This is a genomic window from Amycolatopsis sp. NPDC001319, assembly GCF_042896185.1.
Lineage (GTDB): Bacteria > Actinomycetota > Actinomycetes > Mycobacteriales > Pseudonocardiaceae > Amycolatopsis.
On record NZ_JBIAWY010000004.1, the window covers coordinates 571,763 to 588,727 of the forward strand.

The window sequence follows — 16,965 nt, forward strand, 5'->3', positions numbered from 1 at the left end:
CCGGTCACCGCGCAGGTGAACGCAAGTCACAGACGAACCCCCGTTCGCGGAGCACCATCGCCTGGACGACGACGTTTGGAGGCGGTGATGACCGGACCACGAGTGGACGCGGCGCTCGCCGCGCTCCGGGCCGGCGCGCTCGTGCTGCTGGTGGACGACGACGATCGCGAGGCCGAAGGCGATCTCGTCGTGGCCGCCGAGCACGCGGACCCGGCCGTGGTGAACACGATGATCACCCACGGGCGCGGCCTGCTGTGTGTGGCCGTCGACGGAGCCACCACGGATCGGCTGCGGCTGCGGCCCATGGTGAGCCGCAATGACGCCCCGCACCACACCGCGTTCACGGTCTCGGTCGACATCGCCAACGGCGGCACCGGGATCTCCGTGAAGGACCGCAGCGCCACGCTCAAGGCCATCGCCGATCCCGGCAGCCGGCCCGAGGACTTCGTGCGGCCCGGCCACATCTTCCCGCTGCGCGCCGACCCCGGCGGCTCGTTCGCCCGGCGCGGCCACACCGAAGCGTCGCTCGACTTGGTCACGCTGGCCGGGCTGCGGCCCGCCGCGGCGATCTGCGAGGTCCTCGACGAGGCCGGCGAGCCCGCGCGCCGGCCGTACCTGACCGCGCTGGCGCAACGTCTCGGGATCCCGATCCTCGACGTCGCCGACGTGATCGCCCACCGCGCCCACCAAGGCGTGACGCGGGTGGTCGAGACCGTGCTGCCCTTGCCGGAAGGGCGGTTCCGCACCCTCGGCTACCGCGACGTGCTCGGCGGCGAACACCTGGCCCTCGTCCTCGGCGAGCCCGCCGGGCACGACGACGCACCGGTCGCCGTGCACGTCGAGTGCGTGCTCGGCGAAGCCCTCGGCTCCCGGCTCTGCGGGTGCGAGGACCAGCTCCACACGGCGCTGCGCCGGGTCGCCGACGCCGGCCGCGGCACCGTGCTCTACCTGCGCCCCGGCGCCGCCGTCGGCCCGGCCCGCCGGCTGCGCGGCCCCCTGGCCACCCACCAGGCCCTCGACCCCCACGACGAGTGGCTCAGCGCCGGGATCGCGCGCGATCTCGGCCTGCGCCTCCCCGTTCCCTCCGAAGCTGCGAAAGGACCGCACGCATGCTGACCCTCACCGACGAGACCACCGGGACCACCGTGTCCGACGGGGTGGTTCTCGACGTCACCACCACCGGCTCGGGCCCCACGGCGTTGCTGCTGCACGGCGTCGAAGGCGTGCGCGACGACCGGGGCTTCGCCGAGCACCTCGGCGCGACCAACACGGTGCTCGCCCCCAGCCACCCCGGCTTCGACCTCTCGCCCCGGCCCGAGTGGCTCGACAGCGTCGAAGACCTCGCCTACGTCTACCTCGACTGGCTGGACCGGATCGGCGCGCACGACGTGACGCTGGTCGGCTGCCAGTTCGGTGGCTGGCTCGCCGCGGAGATCGCCATCCGCTCCACCGCCCGGCTTTCGCGCGTGGTGCTGGTCGACCCCGTGGGCATCAAGACCGGCGGCCCGACCGACCGGGAGATCGCCGACGTCTTCCACCTCACGCGCGAAGAGCTCGACGCGCGCACCTTCCACGACCCGGCCGCCGGCCCGGGCGACCTCACCGCGGCCGAGCGCGACACCGTGCTGCGCATCGCCCGCAACGAGGAAGCCCTGGCCTGCTACGGCTGGGAGCCCTACCTGCACAACCCGCGCCTGCGCCGGTGGCTGCACCGCATCGACGTGCCCACCCTGGTGGTGTGGGGCGGTTCGGACCGCATCGTGACCCCGGACTACGGCCGCGCGTTCGCCGAGGCCATCCCCGGCGCGCGGTTCGAGGTGCTCCCGGGCGCGGGGCACCGGCCCCAGGTCGAACGCCCCGCCGAACTGGCCGAACTCATCCGCGACTTCTCGCGCTGACCCGATTTCGGAGACGATCCCATGGAATTCTGGCACTTCAGCGAAACCGCCTACCCGTACCTGCCCCCGGAGGACACCTACGAGTCCGTCCGCGTCCAGCTGCCCAACGGCGTGATCGACCCGGAGCGTGCGGCGCAGCTCTGGGACCGTTACCTCGCCGAGTGGCAGGTGGCGGACCAGGCCGGCCTGAACGTGATGATCAACGAGCACCACCAGACGGCGACCTGCCTCGACCCGGCCGCCCCGGTCATCGCCGGCGTGCTGGCGCGCACCACCGAGCACGCCCGCATCCTGATCCTGGGCAACCCCATCGCCAACCGCAAGGACCCCGTCCGCGTGGCCGAGGAGATGGCGCTGGTCGACGTGCTCAGCCGCGGCCGGCTGGAAGTCGGCTTCGTGCGCGGGGTGCCGTACGAGGTTTCGGCGGTGAACAGCAAGCCGGTGATGATGAGCGAGCGGATGTGGGAGGCGCACGACCTCATCCTCAAGGCGTGGACGACGCACGACGGCCCGTTCAACTGGGAGGGCCGGTTCTTCCAGCAGCGCCACGTGAACATCTGGCCGCGCGCCTACCAGCAGCCGCACCCGCCCGTGTGGGTCACGGCGATGACCGCGCCCAGTGCCGCCCGGATCGCGGAGAACGGCCACGTGATCGCGTCGTTCCTCACCGGCTTCGACGGCACCCGGAAGGTCTTCGACGCCTACCGCGCCAAGTGCGCGCAGCTGGGCCGGCCAGTCCCCGGTGACGACCGCTTCGCCTACGCCGCCCTGGTCTACACGGGACAGACGGACGAGGAAGGCCTGGCCGGGGCGGAAAAGCTGATGTGGTACGTCAAGGCCAACAAGGTGCCGTTCCACCACGTGCAGCCGCCGGGGTACACGCCGTACTTCGTGCGCGCGGCGGGGCTGGCCGGGGAACGCTCGGCCTACGACTTCAACACCATGACGCTGCAGGACATGATCGACGGCGGGATCGTGTTCGCCGGCAGCGCCGACACGGTGCGCGGGCAGATCGAGCGGTTCTACGAGCGCGTCGGCGGCTTCGGGCACCTGCTGCTCATGGGCCAGGCCGGGTTCCTGGAGCACGAGGAGACGGTGCGCGGCATCGAGACGTTCGCCAGTGACGTCAAGCCGAAGCTCGCCGGGCTGTCGACGGCGGCCGCGGGGGCGGGCCGTGGCTAGCGGCGGCGTCGGCGCGGACGAGCTGCGCCGGACCTGCGGGGCGTGGCCGACCGGCGTCGCCGTGGTGACGAGCGCCGGGCCGGACGGCGCGCCCGTCGGCCTCGCGGTGAACTCGTTCACCTCGTTGTCGCTCGACCCGCCGCTGGTGCTGTTCTGCGCCGCGCTGTCGTCCACGACGTGGCCGCACATCCGGTCCGCCGGCCGGTTCCTGGTGCAGATGCTGGCCGCCGACCAGCACGACGTCGCCCGCGTGTTCGCACGCTCCGGCGGCGACAAGTTCGGGGGCCTGGCCTGGCACCGGCGCGACGGGCTGCCCGAGCTCGACGGGATCGCGGCGGTGCTGAGCTGCTCGATGGACGGCGTGTACGCCGGCGGCGACCACGAGATCGCCGTCGGCCGCGTCGAAGCCGTCGAGACGTTCGGCCGCCGGCCGCTGGTGTTCCACGACGGCGACATGCACGCCCTGCCGCTCGCCCGGGCGAGCTGAGCCGAGGAGACGGTGTGAACTCGATCAGGTTCTGCGTCTTGCCAGTGTCCGATGTGGCCACTTCGCGGGCCTTCTACGCCGCGCTCGGCTGCGTCGAGCGCGGGGTCGACGGCGATCGGTGGGCCGGGGTGTCCTCCGACCACGTGGCGCTTTCCCTGTGTGGCCCGGCCGATCCGAAACGTCCGGCCCAGCCCGCGTTCGCCGTGCTGGTCGACGATCTGCCGGCCGCGCTGGCCCAGGCGCTCGCGGCCGGTGGGCGGACGTTGCCGGGCGACGACGGGCACGTCCGGCTGACCGATCCGGACGGCAACCACGTGATGCTGATCGAACGGGGAACGCCTCCGGGCTGACGCGGTTGCGCCGAAGCTCCTGCCCGGCCGATGTCCACTGTGGCCCGACCAAGCCCGAACCTTTTTATCCGACAAGGAGAACCACCATGTCGTCCGTCCTCATCACCGGCGCGTCCAAGGGCATCGGCCGCGCCATCGCGATCGAGCTGGCCGGGCGCGGGCACCGCGTGATCGCCACCGCCCGCCGTCCGGAGGCGCTCGCCGACCTGCCCGTCGACCAGCGCCTGCGCCTCGACGTGACCGACCAGGAAAGCGTCGACGCGGCCATCCGCGAAGCCGGCGAGATCGACGTCGTGGTCAGCAACGCCGGGGAAAGTGTCCGCGCGCCACTGGAAAGCGTGCCGCTCGACGAGGTCGCGCGGCTGTTCGAGCTCAACACGCTGGGCGCGCTCCGGGTGGTGCAGGGCGTGCTGCCGGCCATGCGCGAGCGGGGTTCGGGCCGGCTGGTGTTCGTCTCCAGCATCCAGGGCCGGATGGTGCTGCCGATGATCGGCCCGTACGGCGCGACCAAGTGGGCGCTGGAGGCGCTCGCCGAGACGCTCGCCATCGAGACCGGCCACTTCGGCATCCGGGTGAGCCTCGTCCAGCCGGGCGCGGTCTCCTCCGGCGGCGGCGAACGCGCCAAGGTGCACGTGAAGGACGACGACCCCTATTCGGGGCTGTACCGGCAACTCCCCGTGCTGCGCGGTGAGGTCGTGACGCCGGAGTCGGTGGCCGCGACGGTCGCCGACACCATCGAGCAGCCCGAGCCGCCGCTGCGCGTCCCCGCCGGTGCGCACGCGAAGCAGGTGCTGGAGGCGCGGAAGGTGGCGCCGGAGGACAAGCCGTTCGTGGCCGTGCCCCTCGACTGGTAACCGCCCGTCGGCGGGTGGTCAGCCGCGCGACGCCGGGATCGGCTCGAGGAGCCGCCGCGGGACGTTGAGCGCGGCGGACACCGGGTCGAGCTCGGCGCCGGTCGGCGTGAAGCCGGGGCCGGGTTCGATGCGGGTGTCGGCGGGCGCGACGAGCTCGCCGCACTTCTCGCACCGGCCCTCGTGGTCGAGCAGCGCGCCGTCCGCGTCGTGGCGCAGCGCGCGCTTCACCCCGGCCGGCGAGTAGAAGTCGTCACCCCAGTTGATGAGCGAGCGGACGATCGGCCACAGGGCGACGCCTTTGTCGGTGAGCACGTACTCGACGGTGCCCGCGCTCTCGCCGCGGGTGAGCACGCCTTCGCGGACGAGGAGCTTCAGCCGGGCAGTCAGCACGGCGCGGGGGATGCCGAGCTGGGTCGCGAAGTCCCCGAAGCGGCGGACGCCGTAGAACGCGTCGCGCACGATGAGCAGGGTCCACCGCTCACCGACGATCTCCAGGGCTCGCGCCAGGGAGCAGTTGCGGTCCGCGTAGGTACTGGGAAGGGACATACGGGCAGTCTACTCCGCCAGTTCGCTCACTGAACTGGAGTTGTGCTACAGTCGGCCGCAGTTCATTGACTGAACTGCGTTTGCCTCTGTTGCTCACCCTCTGTCTGATCCCAGGAGAACCGGCGATGTACCAGTTCCTCGTTTCCTTCACCGTCCAGCCCGGCCACCGCGACGACTTCGTGCGCGTGGCCCGCAAGACCGGCGTCGACTCCCTGGCCAACGAGCCCGGCTCGATCCGCTTCGAGGTCATCGCGGACGAGGAGAACCCGGACGTCTTCTACCTCAACGAGGTCTACGCCGACGTCGAGGCGTTCAACACCCACGCCCAGGGCCCGTACTTCGGCGCGTTCTTCGCCGAGGCGAGCACCTACGCCGAGGGTCCCGTGTGGCTCATGAAGGGCAACCTGGTCGACGACAAGGCCGCCGTCTGAGTCTGCGCGCAGGACCGGCGGAAGGGCGGGATCGGTGAACGACGGTCAGCGCACCGGGTTGCTGGACCTGGTGCTGGAAACGCACGGCGGCCGCGAGCAGTGGAGCAGAGCGCGGACGATCCGGGCGCACCTGCACATGGTCGGTCCCACGTGGACGGGCCTCGGCCAGGAGAAGACGTTCGCCGGTGTCGACCTGGCCGTCGACGTGCACCGGCAGCGCACGGTGTTCGCCGACTTCACCGGCCGCGGGCTGCGCGGGGTGTACACGCCGAAGCGCGTCACGATCGAAGACGCCGACGGTGCCGTGCTCCAGGAACGCCGCACGCCGCGCGAGTCCTTCCCGCCGCGCGCCCGCGGGATGAAGTGGGACGCATTGCACGCCCTGTACTTCGCGGGGTACGGCATGTGGAACTACCTCACCAACCCGCACCTGCTGACGCTGCCCGGCGTGCGGACCGAGGAGCTCGAGCCGTGGCAGGGCGGCGGCCACCACTGGCGGCGGCTGCACGTCACGTTCCCCTCGCACCTGGCCACGCACAGCACGCAGCAGACGTTCTACTACGACGAACGCGGCCTGCAGCGCCGCGTCGACTACGCGCCCTACGTGCTCGGCAACCTGCCCGCGACGCACCACACGGAGGCGCACCGACGGGTTTCCGGCCTGGTGTTCCCGACACACCGCTACGTGCTCCCCATCGTGGACGGAAAGCCCGCGTCCCGGCCGACCATCATCGTCGACTTCAGCGACCTCGCCGTCGAGTTCTCCGGCGAAGCACTGTCCTTCGAGGGAGGGCGAGAGTGAACACCAAACCGTACGCGGAGAAGAAGTTCGCCGAGATCGACGGGGTGCGCATGGCGTACCTCGACGAGGGCGAGGGCCCGGCCATCGTGTTCCAGCACGGCAACCCGACCTCGTCCTACCTGTGGCGCAACGTGATGCCGCACCTGGCGGGCCAGGGCCGGCTGATCGCGTGCGACCTCGTCGGCATGGGTGACTCCGGCCGGCTGGAACCGTCGGGCCCCGACCGCTACTCCTACTTCGAGCAGCGGGAGTACCTGTTCGCGCTGTGGGAGCACCTCGACCTCGGCGACGACGTCGTGTTCGTGGTGCACGACTGGGGTTCGGCGCTCGGCTTCGACTGGGCGTACCAGCACCAGGACCGGGTCGCCGGGATCGCGTACATGGAGTCGATCGTGGCCCCGATGACGTGGGCCGACCGGCGGGAGTCCTTCCGCGGCACGTTCCAGGGTTTCCGCTCTCCGCGAGGGGAAGCGATGATCCTCGACGGCAACGCGTTCGTCGAGCAGGTGCTGCCGGGCGCGGTCCTGCGCGAGCTGAGCGACGAGGAGATGGCGGTCTACCGTGCGCCGTACCGCACGCCGGGGGAGAGTCGCCGGCCCACGTTGAGCTGGCCGCGCCAGCTGCCCATCGAGGGTGAGCCGGCCGACGTGGTGGCGGTGGTCGAGCGGTACGGCCGGTGGCTGGCGACCTCGGCCGTGCCCAAGCTGTTCGTCAACGCCGAACCCGGTGCCATCCTCGGCTCCCGCCAGCGGGAGTTCTGCCGGGCCTGGCCCAACCAGACGGAAATCACGGTGCCCGGCATCCACTTCGTGCAGGAGGACAGCCCGGACCTGATCGGCTCCGCGGTCTCGGAGTTCGTCCGCGACCTGTCCCGATGACTTCCCGTAGTGCGAAAGGTGTTGCAGTGTCCCACGACGACAGGTTGTTCCTGATCACCGGCGCGACCGGCAAGACCGGGGGCGGCGCGCTCAAGCTGCTGCTCGAAGGCGGCCACCGCGTCCGGGCGATGGTGCATCGCGACGACGACCGCTCCCGCGCGCTGGCCGAGGCCGGTGCCGAGGTGGTCGTGGCCGACCTGCACGACCTCGACGGCATGACCACCGCGCTGCGGGGCGTCACCGGCGCGTACTTCTGCCACCCGATCCTGCCGGGCCTGGTGGAGTCGACCGTGATCTTCGCGCAGGCCGCGACCGAGGCCGGGGTGCGCTCGGTGGTGAACATGTCCCAGATCTCGGCCCGCCGGGAGGCCGGCAGCAACGCCGCGCGCCAGCACTGGCTGTGCGAACGGCTGCTGGACCGGACCGACCTGCTCACCACGCACATCCGCCCGACGTTCTTCGCCGAGTGGCTGAAGCTGTGGTGGGAGAAGCGCGACGGCGAGGGCTACTTGCGCCTGCCGTTCGGCGAGGGCCGCCACGCGCCGATCGCGTCGGCCGACCAGTCGCGCGTGATCGCCGCGCTGCTCCTGCAGCCCGAACCGCACAACCGCGCGGCGTACTCGTTGCACGGCCCGGTCGAGATGAACCACCACGACATCGCCAAGGCCATGGCGGCCGAGCTGGGCCACCCGGTGCACTACGAGCCGATCAGCGTCGAGGAGTTCGCCGCTTCGGGGCTGCAGCGGGGCACCGACGCGCACCTCGTGCAGCATCTGTCGAACGTCGCGATCGACTACCGCAACGGCGTGTTCTCCGGCACGAACGACGTCGTCGAGAGGGTCGGCGGACGGCCGCCGCTCTCGGTCGAGGAGTTCGTCCGGGCGAACCGCGCCGACTTCGTGACCAGCGGGCCGCGTTTCGTTCCCGCTCCGTGACGGGGGCGATCTCGTCCGAGCTGCCTGGCTTCTCCCTGGCTTGGCCGGCCGGTGAGCGGTTCGGCATCGCGGCCGCGCCGGGTGGCCTGGCGCTCGTGCAGGACCTGCTGAACACGCGGCCGAGCCCGGCGAAAGGGTTCGTCGATCTGCTGTCCACAGTGGCCTCGGCGCAGCGCTGGGCGGCCGCGGCGATGGCGGAGTGGGCGGAAGCCGGAGGCCATCGCCGGCGTCGGGTGCGGCTGCGGACCGCGGATGTCGGCGAACTCCGTCAGTTGCGCGAACAGCTCGCGGCCGTCGTGCGGACCGACGGCGAGCCGGTGCTGCCCGCGTTGTCCGGGCTGACGGTCGCCGCGGGCACCGCCCCCGACGGCCGGCTGGACCTCGAACCGGCCGGGAGCGGCTGGCAGCTCGTCGGCGGTGCGGTGCTGCTCGAGATCCACCGCGCCGACGGGCTGGACGACTGGCGGCGCCTGAAGACCTGCCGCAGCTCGGCGTGCCCGATCGCGTTCTACGACCGGTCCCGCAACAACAGCCGCGTCTGGCACGACGTCAAAGTCTGCGGCAACATCGCCAACCTGCGGGCTTCCCGCGCCCGGCGCCGGCGGTTTGCGCCGTGAGCCGGTCCATTCGCGACAGCCGGGGGAGGCTACGCCCGCCGCGTCCGCTTGGCCTCGCGGGAGATCCGCGCCTCGGTGTCCGCCATGGTCACGTCGTGGCCCGCCGCGCAGCGCACGGCGGCGAGGAGCGGTTCCCCGCAGCCGGCGTGCACCAGCTCGACACCGCCGGCCGGGCCCGCCAACGTGGCGCCCCAGCTCATCATCGCGACCACCACGGGGAACAGCGAGCGGCCCCGCTCGGTCAGCACGTACTCGTGGCGGGTGCGCGACCCGGGCTCGCGGTAGGGCTGCTGGCGCAGCAGGCCGTCGTCCACGAGCTGCTTGAGCCGCTTCGCCGCGACGGCGTCGCTCAGCCCGGTGCGCCGGGTGAGCTCGTCGAAGCGCCGGCCGCCGTAGAACGCCTCGCGCAGCAGGATCATCGCCGACCGCGTGCCGACGAGCTCCAGCGCGCGCTCGATCTTGCACCAGCCCTCGGCCGTCCACGCGTCGCGGTCGACGAACCCGCCGACCCGCGTCACGACGGGAAGGTCCGCCTCGGGCTCCTGTGTGTGTGCCATGACCGACACTGTACCTGTCTAGCGTTCACCATAGTCAGGCTGCTAGCGTGCTGGCTATGTCTTTGGAAAGTCAGCAGGTGGCCATGACCAGGTCAGGGGCCGCGAGACCCGGAACCGAAGCTCCCTCGCGCGGCCGGTGGTGGGCCCTGGCGGTGGTCTGTCTCGGCGTGATGATGGCGTTCGTCAACGTCTCGTCGATGATCTCCGCACTGCCGGCCATCCAGTCCGATCTGCACACGTCGTCGGCTCAGCTGGTGTGGGTCAGCAGTGCGTACACGCTCGTCGTGGTGAGCCTGGTGCTCACGGCGGGCACGCTGGGCGACCTGATCGGCCGCCGCGCCGTGTTCCTCGCCGGGGTGGTGGTGTTCGCCGCGAGCAGCGCCCTGGCGTTCTTCTCCGACAGCGCGGGCCTGCTGATCGCGGCCCAGGCGCTCATGGGCGTCGGCGGCGCCGCGATCCTGCCCGCCAGCCTGTCGATCGTCAGCCATTCCTTCACCGATCCGCGCGAACGCACGAGCGCGATCAGCGTGTGGGCGAGCTGTTCGGGGCTGGGCCTGGCGATCGGGCCGCCGGTGGCGGGGATCCTGCTCGACCACTCCAGCTGGCACGCGGTGTTCCTGACCAACGTCGTGCTCGGCGTCGTCGCGATCGCGCTGACGCCGGTGCTGGTGCCGGAGAGCAAGCACCCGACCCGGCGGCTCGACCCGGCCGGCGTGGTGCTGGGCACGATCGTCGTCGCGTCGGCGACCTACGCGATCATCGAAGGCGGGTCCGTCGGCTACGCGGCCGCACAGATCATCGCCGTAAATGTGGTTTTCGCGGTGTCGCTCGCGGTGTTCGTCCGCGTCGAGCTGCGGCACCACGACCCGATGCTGGACCTGCGGCTGTTCAAGAGTTCCTCGTTTGCGGCGGTCATGGGGGTCGCGACCGCCACGATGTTCGGCTTCGTCGGGATCTCGCTGGTGAGCGTGCTCTATCTGGAACGCGTGCAGCACCTCGGCGCGCTGGCCACCGGCGTGCGGATGCTGGTCATGTTCGGCACCTACATCGTGGTCAGCGCTGTGGCCGCCCGGCTCGTGCGGCGCATCGGCTTCGTCGCCATGCTCACCGGCGGGCTGGTGATCATGGGGGCCGGCGCGCTGCTGCTTCTGGTCACGGGGCCGACGCAGGGGTTTGGGCAGGTGTGGCCCGGCCTGCTGATCGTCGGGTTCGGTTCCGGGCTGCTCGTGGCGCCCTCGACCGCGGCCGCGGTGAACAGTGTCCCCACGCAGCAGGCGGGTATGGCCAGCGCCGCGGTGAACATGTTCCGGCAGCTGGGCAGTGTCCTCGGCCCGAGTGTGCTGGGCACGATCGTCACGACGAAGTTCCCGAAGAACCTGTCCGACCGGCTCCTCGGCGCCCGGGTGCCCGCCGGGGTGACGCGCCAGATCGTGGACGGCGCGAGCCACGGCGGCAGCACCGCCGGAATCCCGGCTTCCTTGAAGACCACGGTCACGAGTTCCGTGGCCTCCGCGTTCACCGACGCTGTCCACGTGGGACTTCTCGTGGGCGGCGTCGTCCTCGTGGTCATGGCGGTTCCGACCGTGGCCTTCGTGCGGCACACGGCCGCCCGCCGTCGCTCGGAAAGAGCGTCGGCCTGACCGGTTCGTTCGCCGCGCCGATCTTCTGCTGACGGTGGTCCGTTCACCGGATTTGCCGAAAACGCCCATCGAAAAGCGCGATTCATTCACGAAAACCGTCCTGGCAGAGTGGCCAGGACGGCCTTTGTGCTGCCCGTTTCCGGGAATTTCGCCGGCCGGAAAAAATACTTGATCTTTTTTCCCGACCAATAGGACACGGCGCCCTCAAGATCACATTGGGGGATGGCAAAAACTTTCCACCCCGTAGTAGGTTTTGTTTATCAACCCACTTCGCGGCCGGAATCCCGGCCGGCCACACGCTTTCGGGGAGGAAAGTCATGACCACCATTCATCCACAAGACGCGCGGGGGCAGTACGAGCGGCGGACGGCGCAGCTGTGCGAAAACGATTCACAGGTTCGCGACGCGATTCCCCGGGCCGACGTCCGCGAGGCGGCGTTCCGGCCGGGCCTGTCGCTGGCGGAGAGCGTGGCCGCAGTCATGGCGGGCTACGCCGATCGGCCCGCGCTGGGCGAGCGCGCGCGGGAGACCTTCACCGACCCGGCCACCGGCCGGACCGAGGTCCGGTTGCTGCCGCGCTTCGAGACGATCAGCTACGGCGACCTCTGGGCCCGCGCGACCGCCGTCGCGAGCGAATGGCACCACGACCCGCACGCGCCGCTCCGCCGGGGCGATTTCGTGGCCACGCTGGGTTTCGTCAGCTCCGACTACGTCGCGGTCGAGCTCGCCTGCGTCCGGCTGGGCGCGGTTTCCGTGCCCCTGCAGGCCGGAGCCGCCGCCGGCACGCTCAAGCCCATCCTCGAGGAGACCGGCGCCAAGGTGCTCGTGGCGAGCCCGGATTACCTCGGCCCGGCGGTCGACCTCGTCCTCGCGAGCCCGTCGGTGCTGCGGCTCGTGGTCTTCGACTACACCGCCGAGGTCGACGCACACCGCGACAGCGTCGACGCGGCGCGCGCCCGGCTTTCCGAGGCCGGCAGTGACGTCGTGCTCGACGTCCTGCCCGCCGTCGTCGAACGCGGCTGCGCGCTGCCGGCCGCGCCGCTCGCCACCGCCGACCTCGCCGACCCCGATCCGCTCGCGATGCTCATCTACACCTCGGGCAGCACGGGCACACCCAAGGGCGCCATGTACACCGAGCGCGTCTCCCGCGAGCTGTGGCGCGATTTCATGCCCGGCCGCGACAACCCCGCGATCGTGCTCGACTTCCTGCCGATGAGCCACGTCGTCGGCCAGAACGTGATGGCCAGCACGCTGGGGTGCGGCGGCACCGTCTACCTGGTGGGCAAGAGCGACCTTTCCACCATGCTGGAGGACTACTCGCTGGTGCGCCCGACCGAGCTGCTGGTCGTGCCGCGGATCTGCGAAATGCTGTTCCAGCACTACCGCAGCGAGCTCGACGGCCGCATCGCCGCCGGTGGGTTCCGCGAAGGCCTCGACGAAGAGGTGAAGACCGAGCTGCGCGAGAAGACGCTCGGCGGCCGGATCCTGTGGGCCGGCTTCGGGTCCGCGCCGCTTTCGGCGGAGCAGACCACGTTCATGGAGTCCCTGCTGCACGTCCCGATGCACGACGGCTACGGTGCCACCGAAACCGGCGGTGTGGTCATGCTCGACGGGAAGATGTGGCCGCACCGGGTGTCCGGCTACCGGCTGCTCGACGTGCCGGAGCTCGGCTACTTCTCCACCGACCTGCCGCACCCGCGAGGCGAGCTGGTGGTCCAGGGCGGCACGCTCGTCACCGGGTACTACCGCCGGCCGGACACCACGGCCGAGGTGTTCGACGCCGAGGGCTACTACCACACCGGCGACATCATGGCGGAGCACAGCTCGGGCGAGCTCGTGTACGTCGACCGGCGCAAGAACGTGCTGAAGCTGTCGCAGGGCGAGTTCGTCGCGGTGTCCAAACTGGAGGCCGTGTTCGCGGCGGCCCCGCTGGTCGAGCAGATCTACGTCTACGGCAGCAGCGAGCATTCCCACCTGCTCGCGGTGATCGTGCCGACGCGGGCCGCGCTCGCCGAGGGCGACCCCGCCGCGCTGAAGCGCCGGCTGAGCGATTCCCTGCAGCAGGCGGCCAAGGAGGCCGAGCTCAACTCGTACGAGATCCCGCGTGACTTCCTGGTCGAGACCGAGCCGTTCAGCACCGTCAACGGACTGCTCACCGGGATCAAGAAGCTGCAGCGCCCGGCGTTGAAGAAGCACTACGGAGAGCGCCTGGAAGCGCTGTACGCCGAGATCGCCGACCGCGAAGGCAGTGAGCTGCGGGAGCTGCGGCAGCTCGGACTTGACCGGCCGGTGGTGGAGACCGTGGCGCGCGCGGCGGAGGCGCTGCTCGGCGCGTCGGCGGCGGAACTGGGTCCGGACGCGCGCTTCAGCGACCTCGGCGGCGACTCGCTGTCGGCGCTGTCGTTCTCGAACCTGCTGCGCGACATCTTCGGCGTCGACGTTCCGGTCGACGTGGTGATCAGCCCGGCCAACGACCTGCGCGCGATCGCCCGGCACATCGAGGACGCGCGCAAGCCGGGTGTGAAGCGGCCGACGTTCGCCACCGTGCACGGCGCCGGGAGCACCGTCGTCCACGCCGCCGACCTCACACTCGGCAAGTTCGTCGACGCCGAGACCCTGGCGTTGGCGAAGAACCTGCCGCGTGCCACCGGAACCGTGCGCACGGTCCTGCTGACCGGAGCCAACGGGTACCTCGGCCGCTTCCTCTGCCTGGAATGGCTGGAACGCCTTGCCGAAACCGGCGGCAAACTCGTCTGCCTCGTGCGCGGGCGCACCGCGGAAGCGGCGTACGCGCGGCTCGAGGAGGCGTTCGACACGGGCGACATCGCGCTGCTGCAGCACTTCCGTGAGCTGGCCGCCGGCCACCTGGAGGTGCTGGCGGGCGACATCGGCTCGGCCGACCTGGGCCTGGAGGAGCCGGTGTGGCAGCTGCTGGCCGACACCGTCGACCTCATCGTGCACCCGGCCGCGCTGGTCAACCACGTGCTGCCCTACGACCAGCTCTTCGGCCCCAACGTCGTGGGCACCGCGGAGCTGATCCGGCTCGCGATCACCGCGCGGCTCAAGCCGATCACCTACCTGTCGACGTTCGCCGTGGCCGCGCAGGCCGCGTCGGGCGACGAGGTGTCGGACATCCGCGAGACGAGTCCTTCGAGGACACTCGACGACAGCTACGCCAACGGTTACGGCACCAGCAAGTGGGCGGGGGAGGTGCTGCTGCGCGAGGCCAACGATGCGGTGAACCTGCCGGTGACCACGTTCCGCTCGGACCTGATCCTGGCGCACAGCCGTTACACCGGGCAGCTGAACGTGCCCGACATGTTCACGCGCCTGGTGCTGAGCCTGATCGTCACGGGCATCGCGCCGCGCTCGTTCTACAGTGGACCGGGGCCGGCGCACTTCGACGGGCTGCCGGTGGACTTCACCGCCGAGGCGATCACGGCGCTCGGCCTGGAGACCGAAGGCTACCGGACCTACAACGTGCTGAACTCGCACGAGGACGGCGTCTCGCTCGACACCTATGTGGACTGGCTGGTCGCCGCCGGCCACCGGATCAGCCGCGTCGAGGACTACCACACGTGGTTCCGGCGGTTCGAGACGGCGATCCGCGCGTTGCCGGAGAAGCAGAAGCAGTACTCGCTCCTGCCGCTGCTGCACGCCTACGCCGAGCCGGAGGAACCCGTTGCGGGGGCGCTGATTCCGGCGGATCGCTTCCGCGCGGCCGTCCAGCGGGCCCGCGTGGGCACGGACGCGGACATTCCGCACGTGACGGCCGAGCTGATCGAGAAGTACGCCTCGGATCTCGCGAACCTCGGTCTGATCTGACCTTCCGGTGGTCAGATAACTTTGCTTTGGATTAGCCAGACTCTGATGGGAGAAATCCGTGAAAACCAAGTACACGGTGGAAAACTACGAGTACATCAGCGACCGGACCTACGAGGAAGTGGTGGCCGATCTCGACGCCGTCCTCGGTGACGTGGAGCGGGGCAAGTTCAACGACATCCTCGCCGCGTCGGAGACCGTCGAGGAGTGGCAGGCGGAAATCACCAAGCAGCTCGGGTCGAGCGGGATGCTGCGCTTCTTCGAGGTCGACCACGGCCGGTGGATGGGCTTCTACGGGCACCAGGTGAAGGCCAAGAAGTACGTCTACGGCAATCCGCTCATCGCCGAAACCATGATGCGCCACGACACGCGCTTCGGCCTGGAGGCCCCGAACCAGATCATGGTCTACGAAGACGCCGACGGCCGCGCCCGCGTGACCTACGACCTGCCGTCGTCGATCTTCAACTTCATCGGCAACGAGGAACTGACCCGCACGGCCTACGGCCTGGACGCCAAAGTGGCCGAATTCGTCGAGAAGCTCACCGGCACCACGGCCTGAAGCGGCGACACAGGATGCCGGCACGCACGACCGCGCGCCGGCATCCTGTGTCCGGGCCGGTGCTGGGGGTGTCACTCGTGCGGGTCCCAGCCGACGAGCAGGTCGAACTGAAGTCAGTCGCCTTCGAGGTTCAGCCGGCTGAAAGCGCGAGGCGCCAGGAACGCCGCTCGGTGGCGTGGAAATCGATGACGGCAGGGCTCGTGGGGCCAGGCGCTCGTCGACGTGCAGCAGGTGGACAGAAACTCGTCCGCACGGCCGAGCGCTACGTCGTCCGGCAGCGGCTGAGGAGCGCCCACGGTGAGCTGAGCGTCCTAGGTGCGCACCGAGATCTCGTGGAGCTGGTGGCGGGCGACCGCATCGCAGGTCCGCGGCGACTACGAAGTGCCCCACCACCTCCAGTACGCGTGATCCGGGCCGGCGTCGCGCAGCGCGGCCAGCCAGGCCACCAGGGCCGCCCGTTCGCGAGACTCGGCCCGGCGGCGACCACCGCGCGGAACGCCGCCGAGCGTTCGTCGATCGGCCGCAGCAGGTCGGGCAAACCCCAGGGTGTTGTGCCCGCGGGCGGTCTACCACCACGCCGTGGTGGCGGCACGGCGGTTCCGCGGGTCAGCGGTAGCTGTCGTAGTCCGGCTGACCGGCCCAGAAGTAGTCGGGGCCGAGCTCCTCGCCGAGGCGGGCCTTGATGCGCGAGTAGATCGCCACCGCCGAGGACCAGGGGCGGGAGCAGGCGAGGACGTCGACCAGCCCGTCGTCGTCGAAGCGCATCACGGACGCGATCGAGACGGGCTTGCCCTGGATGTCGCCGGTGAAGTAGCCGATGCGGCGGTCGCCGCGGTCCAGGCTGAGCTCGCTCCAGTCCCGGGCGCCGTAGACCGACGTCGTGTGGCCGAGGACGCGGCTCGCCAGCGGTTCGGGGGAGACGCTCTTGCGCAGGATCGGGCTGTGGAAGCTGAGTGCCGGGCTGTACTGGTGGTTGGGCTTGGCCGAGTACTCGCCGGTGTCCGGCGGGAGCCACGGCACCGCCCAGGCCTCGGGCGGCACGTCGTCGAACGCGGCCTTCGCGCGGTTTCGCAACGTGGTGAACGGCTGCGTGGCGTTGAGGAAGCTCTTGACTGCGGTCAAGCGCCCGGATTCGTCGGTGGTGGCCAGGAGGATCTGCCGGATGGGCTCGCCCTCGACCTCGCCGGTGAGCATCAGGCCCTCGGCGCGTCCGCCGGTGAACCGTTCGGTGATCGCGGAGTGCTCGACCCCGGTCGTTTCCGCGGCGAGCAGGGTCGCGGCCTGCTCGCGGGACAGGTCCGGCCAGTCGGTGACCGCGCTGTCGAACACCGCGCCGGGCGCCGCGGCCGCCAGCAGATCCGCCGCGGTGAGGCCCGATTCGACCAGGCTCGTGAATGACGGTGGCATC

17 protein-coding genes are annotated in these 16,965 nt (G+C 70.7%); 14 read left to right on the plus strand and 3 right to left on the minus strand.

The window, feature by feature from the left end:
• The first annotated feature begins 87 nt into the window (after positions 1–87).
• The 6 genes from ribB (at position 88) to ACFY1H_RS17775 (ending at position 4,771) form a co-directional block, all read left to right on the plus strand.
• The gene (ribB, locus tag ACFY1H_RS17750) at positions 88–1,116 is read left to right on the plus strand and encodes a 3,4-dihydroxy-2-butanone-4-phosphate synthase (RefSeq protein WP_386947507.1); all 1,029 of its coding nucleotides are present in this window, start codon (positions 88–90) and stop codon (positions 1,114–1,116) included.
• Positions 1,110–1,898 (plus strand): alpha/beta fold hydrolase, encoded by a 789-nt coding sequence (locus ACFY1H_RS17755; protein WP_386947509.1) that lies wholly within the window; start codon positions 1,110–1,112, stop codon positions 1,896–1,898. The genes ribB and ACFY1H_RS17755 overlap by 7 nt, the downstream gene beginning before the upstream one ends.
• Positions 1,899–1,919: 21 nt before the next feature.
• The gene (locus tag ACFY1H_RS17760; RefSeq protein ID WP_366582954.1) at positions 1,920–3,080 is read left to right on the plus strand and encodes an LLM class flavin-dependent oxidoreductase; all 1,161 of its coding nucleotides are present in this window, start codon (positions 1,920–1,922) and stop codon (positions 3,078–3,080) included.
• On the plus strand, positions 3,073–3,567 hold the full coding sequence (locus ACFY1H_RS17765; RefSeq protein ID WP_386947511.1) for a flavin reductase family protein: 495 nt from the start codon (positions 3,073–3,075) through the stop codon (positions 3,565–3,567). The genes ACFY1H_RS17760 and ACFY1H_RS17765 overlap by 8 nt, the downstream gene beginning before the upstream one ends.
• Positions 3,568–3,581: 14 nt before the next feature.
• The gene (locus ACFY1H_RS17770) at positions 3,582–3,917 is read left to right on the plus strand and encodes a VOC family protein (RefSeq protein ID WP_386947513.1); all 336 of its coding nucleotides are present in this window, start codon (positions 3,582–3,584) and stop codon (positions 3,915–3,917) included.
• An 86-nt stretch (positions 3,918–4,003) separates the two neighbouring features.
• Entirely contained in the window at positions 4,004–4,771 is a 768-nt protein-coding gene (locus tag ACFY1H_RS17775) for an SDR family oxidoreductase (protein WP_386947515.1), read from the plus strand.
• An 18-nt stretch (positions 4,772–4,789) separates the two neighbouring features.
• Here ACFY1H_RS17775 and ACFY1H_RS17780 read toward each other — a convergent pair whose 3' ends face one another.
• Positions 4,790–5,317: a winged helix-turn-helix transcriptional regulator gene (locus ACFY1H_RS17780; protein WP_386947516.1), complete on the minus strand. Its 528-nt coding sequence runs from the start codon at positions 5,315–5,317 to the stop codon at positions 4,790–4,792.
• 125 nt (positions 5,318–5,442) lie between these two features.
• Here ACFY1H_RS17780 and ACFY1H_RS17785 point away from each other — a divergent pair, with 125 nt between their 5' ends.
• The 5 genes from ACFY1H_RS17785 to ACFY1H_RS17805 are packed head-to-tail and all read left to right on the plus strand — an operon-like array spanning position 5,443 to position 8,980.
• Positions 5,443–5,748 (plus strand): putative quinol monooxygenase, encoded by a 306-nt coding sequence (locus tag ACFY1H_RS17785; RefSeq protein WP_366582949.1) that lies wholly within the window; start codon positions 5,443–5,445, stop codon positions 5,746–5,748.
• Between the two features lie 34 nt (positions 5,749–5,782).
• Positions 5,783–6,550 carry a hypothetical protein gene (locus ACFY1H_RS17790; RefSeq protein WP_386947519.1) on the plus strand — a complete coding sequence of 256 codons (768 nt, stop codon included), beginning with the start codon at positions 5,783–5,785 and terminating at the stop codon, positions 6,548–6,550.
• On the plus strand, positions 6,547–7,428 hold the full coding sequence (locus ACFY1H_RS17795; protein WP_366582947.1) for a haloalkane dehalogenase: 882 nt from the start codon (positions 6,547–6,549) through the stop codon (positions 7,426–7,428). Before ACFY1H_RS17790 ends, ACFY1H_RS17795 begins: the two co-directional genes overlap by 4 nt.
• Before the next feature lie 26 nt (positions 7,429–7,454).
• The gene (locus tag ACFY1H_RS17800) at positions 7,455–8,363 is read left to right on the plus strand and encodes an NmrA family NAD(P)-binding protein (RefSeq protein ID WP_366582946.1); all 909 of its coding nucleotides are present in this window, start codon (positions 7,455–7,457) and stop codon (positions 8,361–8,363) included.
• Positions 8,360–8,980: a CGNR zinc finger domain-containing protein gene (locus tag ACFY1H_RS17805; RefSeq protein ID WP_386947521.1), complete on the plus strand. Its 621-nt coding sequence runs from the start codon at positions 8,360–8,362 to the stop codon at positions 8,978–8,980. Before ACFY1H_RS17800 ends, ACFY1H_RS17805 begins: the two co-directional genes overlap by 4 nt.
• 29 nt (positions 8,981–9,009) lie before the next feature.
• On the opposite strand, the gene ACFY1H_RS17810 is transcribed toward ACFY1H_RS17805, so the two are convergent.
• Positions 9,010–9,537, minus strand: a complete 528-nt coding sequence (locus ACFY1H_RS17810) for a winged helix-turn-helix transcriptional regulator (protein ID WP_386947523.1) — start codon at positions 9,535–9,537, stop codon at positions 9,010–9,012.
• Between the two features lie 56 nt (positions 9,538–9,593).
• Between ACFY1H_RS17810 and ACFY1H_RS17815 the strand changes: the two genes are divergently transcribed.
• The 3 genes from ACFY1H_RS17815 (at position 9,594) to ACFY1H_RS17825 (ending at position 15,557) form a co-directional block, all read left to right on the plus strand.
• Positions 9,594–11,177, plus strand: a complete 1,584-nt coding sequence (locus ACFY1H_RS17815; RefSeq protein ID WP_386947524.1) for an MFS transporter — start codon at positions 9,594–9,596, stop codon at positions 11,175–11,177.
• Between the two features lie 317 nt (positions 11,178–11,494).
• The gene (car, locus tag ACFY1H_RS17820) at positions 11,495–15,001 is read left to right on the plus strand and encodes a carboxylic acid reductase (RefSeq protein ID WP_386947526.1); all 3,507 of its coding nucleotides are present in this window, start codon (positions 11,495–11,497) and stop codon (positions 14,999–15,001) included.
• A gap of 58 nt (positions 15,002–15,059) precedes the next feature.
• Positions 15,060–15,557 (plus strand): DUF302 domain-containing protein, encoded by a 498-nt coding sequence (locus ACFY1H_RS17825; RefSeq protein ID WP_386947528.1) that lies wholly within the window; start codon positions 15,060–15,062, stop codon positions 15,555–15,557.
• Between the two features lie 606 nt (positions 15,558–16,163).
• On the opposite strand, the gene ACFY1H_RS17830 is transcribed toward ACFY1H_RS17825, so the two are convergent.
• Positions 16,164–16,964 carry a hypothetical protein gene (locus ACFY1H_RS17830; RefSeq protein ID WP_386947530.1) on the minus strand — a complete coding sequence of 267 codons (801 nt, stop codon included), beginning with the start codon at positions 16,962–16,964 and terminating at the stop codon, positions 16,164–16,166.
• Position 16,965 lies beyond the last annotated feature (1 nt).